At 70.7% G+C, this 6,715-nt stretch carries 7 protein-coding genes; 3 read left to right on the top strand and 4 right to left on the bottom strand.

From position 1 onward, the window contains the following. Window positions 1-189: 189 nt before the first annotated feature. From GTR02_RS01255 to GTR02_RS01240, 4 genes are all read right to left on the bottom strand, one after another. On the bottom strand, window positions 190-1,485 hold the full coding sequence (locus tag GTR02_RS01255) for a relaxase (RefSeq protein ID WP_166605643.1): 1,296 nt from the start codon (window positions 1,483-1,485) through the stop codon (window positions 190-192). Next, window positions 1,482-2,357, bottom strand: a complete 876-nt coding sequence (locus tag GTR02_RS01250) for a DUF2637 domain-containing protein (protein ID WP_166605642.1) — start codon at window positions 2,355-2,357, stop codon at window positions 1,482-1,484. The genes GTR02_RS01255 and GTR02_RS01250 overlap by 4 nt, the downstream gene beginning before the upstream one ends. Continuing rightward, entirely contained in the window at window positions 2,354-2,746 is a 393-nt protein-coding gene (locus GTR02_RS01245; protein ID WP_205708407.1) for a hypothetical protein, read from the bottom strand. Before GTR02_RS01245 ends, GTR02_RS01250 begins: the two co-directional genes overlap by 4 nt. Window positions 2,747-2,871: 125 nt before the next feature. Next, entirely contained in the window at window positions 2,872-3,990 is a 1,119-nt protein-coding gene (locus GTR02_RS01240) for a helix-turn-helix domain-containing protein (RefSeq protein ID WP_166605641.1), read from the bottom strand. 422 nt (window positions 3,991-4,412) lie between these two features. Between GTR02_RS01240 and GTR02_RS01235 the strand changes: the two genes are divergently transcribed. The 3 genes from GTR02_RS01235 (at window position 4,413) to GTR02_RS01225 (ending at window position 6,631) form a co-directional block, all read left to right on the top strand. Continuing rightward, window positions 4,413-4,655: a hypothetical protein gene (locus GTR02_RS01235; protein WP_166605640.1), complete on the top strand. Its 243-nt coding sequence runs from the start codon at window positions 4,413-4,415 to the stop codon at window positions 4,653-4,655. Between the two features lie 54 nt (window positions 4,656-4,709). Continuing rightward, entirely contained in the window at window positions 4,710-5,375 is a 666-nt protein-coding gene (locus GTR02_RS01230; RefSeq protein WP_166605639.1) for a hypothetical protein, read from the top strand. Between the two features lie 239 nt (window positions 5,376-5,614). Next, the gene (locus GTR02_RS01225) at window positions 5,615-6,631 is read left to right on the top strand and encodes a hypothetical protein (RefSeq protein WP_166605638.1); all 1,017 of its coding nucleotides are present in this window, start codon (window positions 5,615-5,617) and stop codon (window positions 6,629-6,631) included. Window positions 6,632-6,715: the final 84 nt, after the last annotated feature.

The raw sequence follows: 6,715 nt of genomic DNA, 5'->3' as shown, positions 1-6,715 counted from the left end.
GGCGCATGAGGGTGCCGTCGTCGGCGGAGGTGAGTGCGTCGAGCAGGGTGGACAGGGCAGACTGGTCCATGAGGGCCATCGCGTTGATCTCCTTCTACGAGTTCCTTGGCGGGTACTCGCAGAGCTTCACGCGGTGGCCCTCACCTGCTCACCGGGACACGCCGGTGCTGGTCAGGCTGCAGGGCCCAGTTACACCACTCGGGGGGACTCACCCCCATTGCTGAAGCGCGATCTTCTGTCGTTGATCGAGAGACCGTCCCTGTCGGCATCCTCCGCCGCGAGAACATCCAACACATGCCCGACGAGCAGAGCCAGGTCAGTCCCCTCGCCGCCTTGGAGGCTCCTCGTGGGGACGTGAAGAAGGGCCGGACGCTGTGGCCGGCAGGCCTTGACGGCATGAGCGACCCTGTCGGCGTCATCGGCCCGCCGCGTGAGGGGTCCACCTCGGGATCCTTCGTGAGCGCGGGCCAGAACGAGTGCGAGCGTGACCGCAGAACGTTTCAGCCGCTGCAAGTCCTCGGGCGCCTGCTGCGACCAGCTGAGACGTCGAGCCGCGTCCCGTAGTTCGCGCACCTGCCTGTTCCCGTGGTCGCTCCTCCTCAGCTGACGGCGTTCCGTTGACTCGCGAGGGACCTGCCTCCACTGCTGCTGCAGGCGAGCCAGGCTGAGGTCGGCGGCGAGCTTCGAGCCGCCGAACCAGACGGGCTTGCCGCTGCCGGAGTGGTCGCCAGGCCTGGCGACCGAGTAGCCGGTGACCTGCTCCTGGTGCTGATCGCTGTAGCGGGGACGGACGAGCAGACCGGCTCGCCTGAGCCGTTCGAAGAAGTCGTCCGGCCCGCTGGCGTGGAACGCAGCGATCCGCACCTCGCGGCGTAGGAAGTCGCGGGTGGTCTCCATCCGCCCGGCGCGCTGGTGCTTCTCGACCTCCGCGCGCGTGGGGCGGCGAGGTCCGGTGCGGTCGCGTGGTGCCGTGCGACGCAGGTCGAACTGCGCCTCGAGGTCTCGGCACGCGGCACCGACGGCGTAGAAGTCGTTGCGCGTTCGGGCCAGCTGTCCGTCTTGGCGAGCGAGGGTGACCGCCAGATGGACGTGGTCGTCAGCGTGACGGACCGCCACCCAACGACACCCACCCGGGTCCTCGCGAGAGGCGAGGCCGACTCGCGCCAGGACAGTACGCACCGCGTGGTCCCACTCCGCGTCGCTGAGCCGGCGGTCCTCCGGGGCGAGCCTCAGTGAGCACTGCCACACGGTCGTCGTCGGTTGCCGCAGGAGGGCGGCAAGGGGCTGGTCGAGGAGGTCGGCCAGCGGGCGCACATCGTGCCGAGGGCCGCGCAGACCATCGCGGACAGCGGGCTCGAGCGACGCCAGGTCCTCGCACCATGCGGCGACGAGATGGGGGTCGGTGTGCTCGTTGGCGCGTCCAGAACCGTAGAGGTACTGCAACAACTTCCGGACACCGTTGCCCTTCGTGACTTTGCCGATCACGGGACCGGACCGTCGGTGGTCGCCGCGAGCAGTTCGCGGGCATCACCGCGGATGCGCTGCGCGGTGCGGACAGAGACCGGAAAGCCCGCGGCCAACAACGTGTCAGCCAGCGTGGCGGCAGTGACGTCCGGCTGGTCTCGGACGATAGCCATGGCGACAGCGAGGCGATCCGGCCGCTGGCCATCCCCCCTGGACGGGACCCGACTGACCGCCACGGATGGAACTAGCGACCTGACGGCCGGCACAGCGACACTCACCGGCTCGAACGGGACAGTGGTCGGTGAAGGCGACGCACCACGTCCTGCCGCGGGCCACTCAGTGAGCACTTCGGCGCGCCACTCCGACCAGGTCAGCCTCGGCGCAAGCACCCAGCGGGCGATCCGGAAGCGGCCGTCGACCACCGCCGTGCGGCGCTGGTGCAGCGCCTCTCGCCGCGCTGCGGTGACGATCGTCTCAAAGCAGACGACGAACATCGCTGAGGGCACCGCGTGCAGGAGCTGCCCGACGGGGTCGACGGACATGGCGCCGTTGGCCAGCACCGTCGCCACCGACAGCACGAGGACGAGGGCCCGCAGAACGGGTGCCGTGCGCCCAGCGCGGGCCGCGAGGAGGACCTTGAGGCTGAGCACCACGATCCCGACGTCGAACGACAGCGGGACGACAGGAGCCAGCCACAGCGGGAAGTGTCCCGCCGCGACCGCCAGGTCTCGCAGCGTGGTGTAGCTGGACACGAAGCCGGTGACGATGAGCAGCGCCACCCCGATACCGGCGGCGCGCTCGGCCAGGAGGTCGAAGGTCGCCGCCGAGCGCGCCGCAGCGCGAGGTGAGGCGGCACGCCGGGTGAGCCAGTCGTCGAGATGAGCGGTGCTCACGAGGTCGACCCTTCCTGAGAGCAAGGACTATCGCTGGCACGGCGGGCGGGACGCTGGGCGGAACGGGTGGCCACGGCGAGGTCCTGGGCGGTGGCGTCCAGGCGTCCCACAGCCCGGCTGGTGACGGCGACGGCATCCGCCAGCCACACCGGTGGCTCACCAGTGCCGTTGAGCTGGGCGACGGCCTGGTTGACGTTGGTCGCGAACCGGCGGACCTGAGCGCGAGCGCTCATCACCTCGACCAGTGCCGCGCGCAACGGCGCGGTCGACGGTGGGTCAGTGAGCCGGGCCGCCGCCAGGGCTGCCTCAGCCACGTATCCAGTGACGGTGAGCCCAGTGAGGCGGGCAGCGGCGGCCAGGTCGCCGTACTCGTCGTCGGTGTAGCGCACTTGCACCTGGCGGAACCGACCAGGAAACGCGTGCACGCGGTCACGACCCGGGGTACGCCGACGGGAACCCCGACGACTACTCGTCGACGTGCCTCCAGCGTCGTCGGGCGCGGACGTCGGTGTGCTCATCGCGCCGGCCCTCGCCGGTCGAGGATCTGGCAAGCCCGGCGCACGACAGTCGCCCGGGTCACCGGCATCCCCTCCGCCGCCAGCTCTCGACGAGCGCTGGCCTGAACCGAAGGTCGTCGCCCGCCCAGCTCGGCGAGACGCTCCTCGAGCCCGGCCAGCTGCGCGGCCGCCTCAGGGTCGGCCGCTGCTGCACCGGCACCGAGATCCAGGTCCCACCACGGGCCCGCTTCGGCCAGGCGCATCGGCGACTGAGTTGCCGGGTCCGCGGCCACCGCGAGGAGCGCTGGGACGGCCGCCGCCGAGGGCCAGCCCCGGCCCCGCACCGCCAGGTGCAGGGCTGCGGTCAGACACGGCCCGGCCCAGCGAGTCGTGGACTTGCCCAGGGCTTGACGCGCCTTCTGGCAACGGCCCACGAGCTCGTCAAGATCATCGACCCCGCAGTCCGTCAGCAGCGCGACACCGCCCCCCTCCGCCTCCTTGCGCTCTCCCCGCGACGTCGGCGCCGCCGGGGGCAGGCCGGGAGGAGGTGAACTGCTCTGGGTAGAGATCTGTGGGTCGGGCCGCGCATCCGCGGCCACCCTCCCCGCATCTCCGCGACCAGGGGTAGCCGCATCGACGCCGTCACCTGTGGCCGCAGAAGTGCCTCCACCCCCGTCCAGCTGGGACGTGGCCGCAGCGGTGCGGCCACCCGCCCGGGGGGTGGTCGCCAGGGGGGTGGCCGCAGAACCACGGCCATCGCCGGCGGCGCCGTCCGGCGTCGGAGCCGACGTCCGTACGTGGTAGCGGTTGGTGAGGTTCTGCTGGCCGTTGCGCCGGTGCTCGACCCGGACGATGCCAGCGTCGACGAGCGCGCGCATCGCGCGGTCGACGGCGTCGACGGAGCGGTGCATCCGGCGCGCCAGCGTCGCCCTTGAGGGCATCCGAGTGCCGGACGAGCCGCCGTAGCGCAGAAGCAGGGAGTACAGCCGGAACGAAGAGTCGGGAACCTTCGCGTCGATGACCCACTCAGGGACCAGGGCGAAGCGAGGCTCCTCGATGATGAGGGAGGTGTCGTCGGGGGCAAGACGCGCGTCAGCTCGGGCGGCGGCGTCGGGGAGTGGTGGGCGGTCGTTCACGGGGTTCTCCGCAGGCATCACGAGGGGGGAGCGCGGCACAGCCTCGACCGGAGGACACACGGTCGCGCGCTGCCAACGCGGTGACGGATGCACCGGCACCCCCCGGCCGAGACGGCCGGGGCGGCACCGGGCGAACAGCAGAACCGCAGGTCAGGGCACTACTCGGTGCCGCGTGGCACCAGGCGGACGGGGTGCGTGCTGCCTGAAAATCGGAAGGTCAGCGGTTCGACCCCGCTCCTGGCCACCCTGTCTGACCTGCGGTTCCATCCCCCTAGCGGGTCCTGCCCAGCCCTCTCGAATGCTCTCGCGGTGACATCTTCCTCGGGGACGTACGGCACGGCCGCCGCGATGCTCTCCGCGGCCGACCTCGCGAGTGCCGGGACGACGTGGACGTAGAGGTCTCGGGTGATCACGCTCGTGGAGTGCCCGAGGCGGTCGCTGACCACCTCGATGTCCACCCCCGCCGACTGCGCCAGCGTCGCGTGGGTGTTGCGGACGTCGTGCCGCCGGATGCGCGGACGCCGGCCATCGACGACGTTGAGATCGCCGTGGCCAAGTACAACGACTGGCACAACCACCGCTGGCTGCACGGGGAACGTGGAACGATCCCTCCCGTGGAGTACGAGGCCCAGTTCAGCACTCACCCCGTCGCGGCTGGTGCCTGACCAGCGTGGCTTCACGCCCTCCATCACACCCGGGCCTTGACACATCCTGATCACATGCCCGAGCGCAGCGGTCCGCCCTACCAGGACTACCTGCCACCAGAGCTGCGCGCCCAGACCGCCGAAGACCGCGCCCGACTCCTGGAACAGGCCAGCCGACCCGACACGTACCCGCCACCCCGGCCCGGGCACGGCACCGTGTGGGTCACGCCACCCCACGACGACGACGTCTGGAGCGGTAGCTGGCAGGACGGCGGCAACCGCATGAGCGAGGTCGCGGGCTCCTACTCCCCAGTGGAGGTCGATGTGAAGGACTCACCTGGTTCGCGGGCCGATCGCGCACGCCAAGTGCTCTTCGGGGTAGTCGTGGTCGGGCTGAGCGTCGCAGCGGGGATCTACTTCGTGCAGCCGGCAGCGGACGTTGGTCAAGGCACCCGCCTAGCAGTCGCGGCCCCAGCACTCGCTGGCGCGACAGTGGTGGGCACGCTGGGCATCACGCGCGCGTGGGGCGCCCGTCGGATCCTCGCCGTTCCGCTGACGGTCTCCCCGTTCGCGGTGACGATCTTCATACCTCTGATCCTGGCGGACGCTCTGGGCTCCGTGGCTTGGGTGTTCCTCGTGATCATGGCCATCCTCCTATCGCTCTTCACCTTCGGCGTCATCGTTCTCCTGAACTGCGCGGCGACTTCATTCAGACAGGCCAGTCGACAGCGGAGCGAGTAGCTGTCCCGCCCTACTTCGTCGTTCGGACACGCCTTCTGCTTCCCATCGACGGGTACGTCCTGTGGACCACCACCATCGACGACCCTGTGACCGCGATCGCCGGCAGCGGACGACCGGCCGCCACTCAGGGCGAGGCGACTGTGGCGCGGCCCCGACTGCCTCAGTACGGTGATCCGGTCGCCCCTGGTGAGCGGCAGCACCCGCTGCCCGACCAGACCAGGACGGCAAGGAGACCAACGGTGCACCACACACCGCACCCGGATGTCCACCCGATCCTCGACGGCCTGCCCCACCACGACTTCCTGCGCTGGCGCGGCCCCGACGACGTCGCCCGCCGGCTGCACCTGCAGCCAGGCCACCCCGGCCGCCTCGTCTTCGGTGACCAGGAGCACACCCTGATCAACTGGATCGACACCCGCAGCGTTGGCTCCCGTGGCGTCGATGCCCGTGACGGTGTCGACCGCGTCCGCCAGCACTGGGGCCACCTCCAGGCCGAGTGGTTGCACGTCGTCTCCGAGGCCGAGCACCGCAACGCCATCGAGCAGCTGAACGCCTCCGACTGGGGCGGCTTCCCCGTCGACGACAGCGAGTTCCTCACGGCCTGGCGGGCCGAAGCGCACCCCGTCCACCGACTGGACCACCTGCCCATCCTCAGTCACGTCCGCTGGAGCGGTCCCCACGACGTCGGCCACCGACTGCACGTCCAGCCAGGCCACCCCGGCCGCCTCCTCTACGCCGACGAGACCCACGCCGTCATCAACTGGGTCGACACCGTCGATGAGGCGCAGTTCGGCAGCACCTTCGACCCCGACTGGCTGCAGCTGATCACCGAGCAGCAGCACCACGACGCCGCCGAGCGGCTCCGAGCCGGCGGCTGGCCCGGCTTCCCTCGAGATGACGGCGGCGCGATCGTCGGCTGGGTCGGCGACCTGTGGCCCCCGCCGATCGAGTTCTTTCCCCGGGGGACACCCGTCCAGTTCGTCGGCGACGAGCGCGTCGCCGAACTGCTGGCTCTGCAACAGGGCCATCCGGGCAGGGTGACCAGCAGCGGGGAGAAGCACGTCACCGTGGACTGGGTCGACGTCCAGGGCGTCTTCCAGCACGACGGCATCATGTGGCCGGAGTGGCTCGTGGCGATGGAGGAGGACGACTACCGGCGCCGCGCTGACGCTGTGCGCCGGTCCGGCTGGCCCGGCTTCGCGGCCGTTGGCCGAGACGACGTCGAGCACTCCGAACGCGACGTCGAGCAGAGGTGACGGTTGCACCCGGCTGGGGCCCGTCCCTGACCACAGACTCCACGGTCACGCTGCGGAGAGTGCGCAGTCGCGACGCACTCACAC

This window comes from Kineococcus siccus, assembly GCF_009906795.1.
GTDB classification, from domain to species: Bacteria; Actinomycetota; Actinomycetes; order Actinomycetales; family Kineococcaceae; genus Kineococcus; species Kineococcus siccus.
This window is presented reverse-complemented; position numbering and strand designations above follow the sequence as displayed.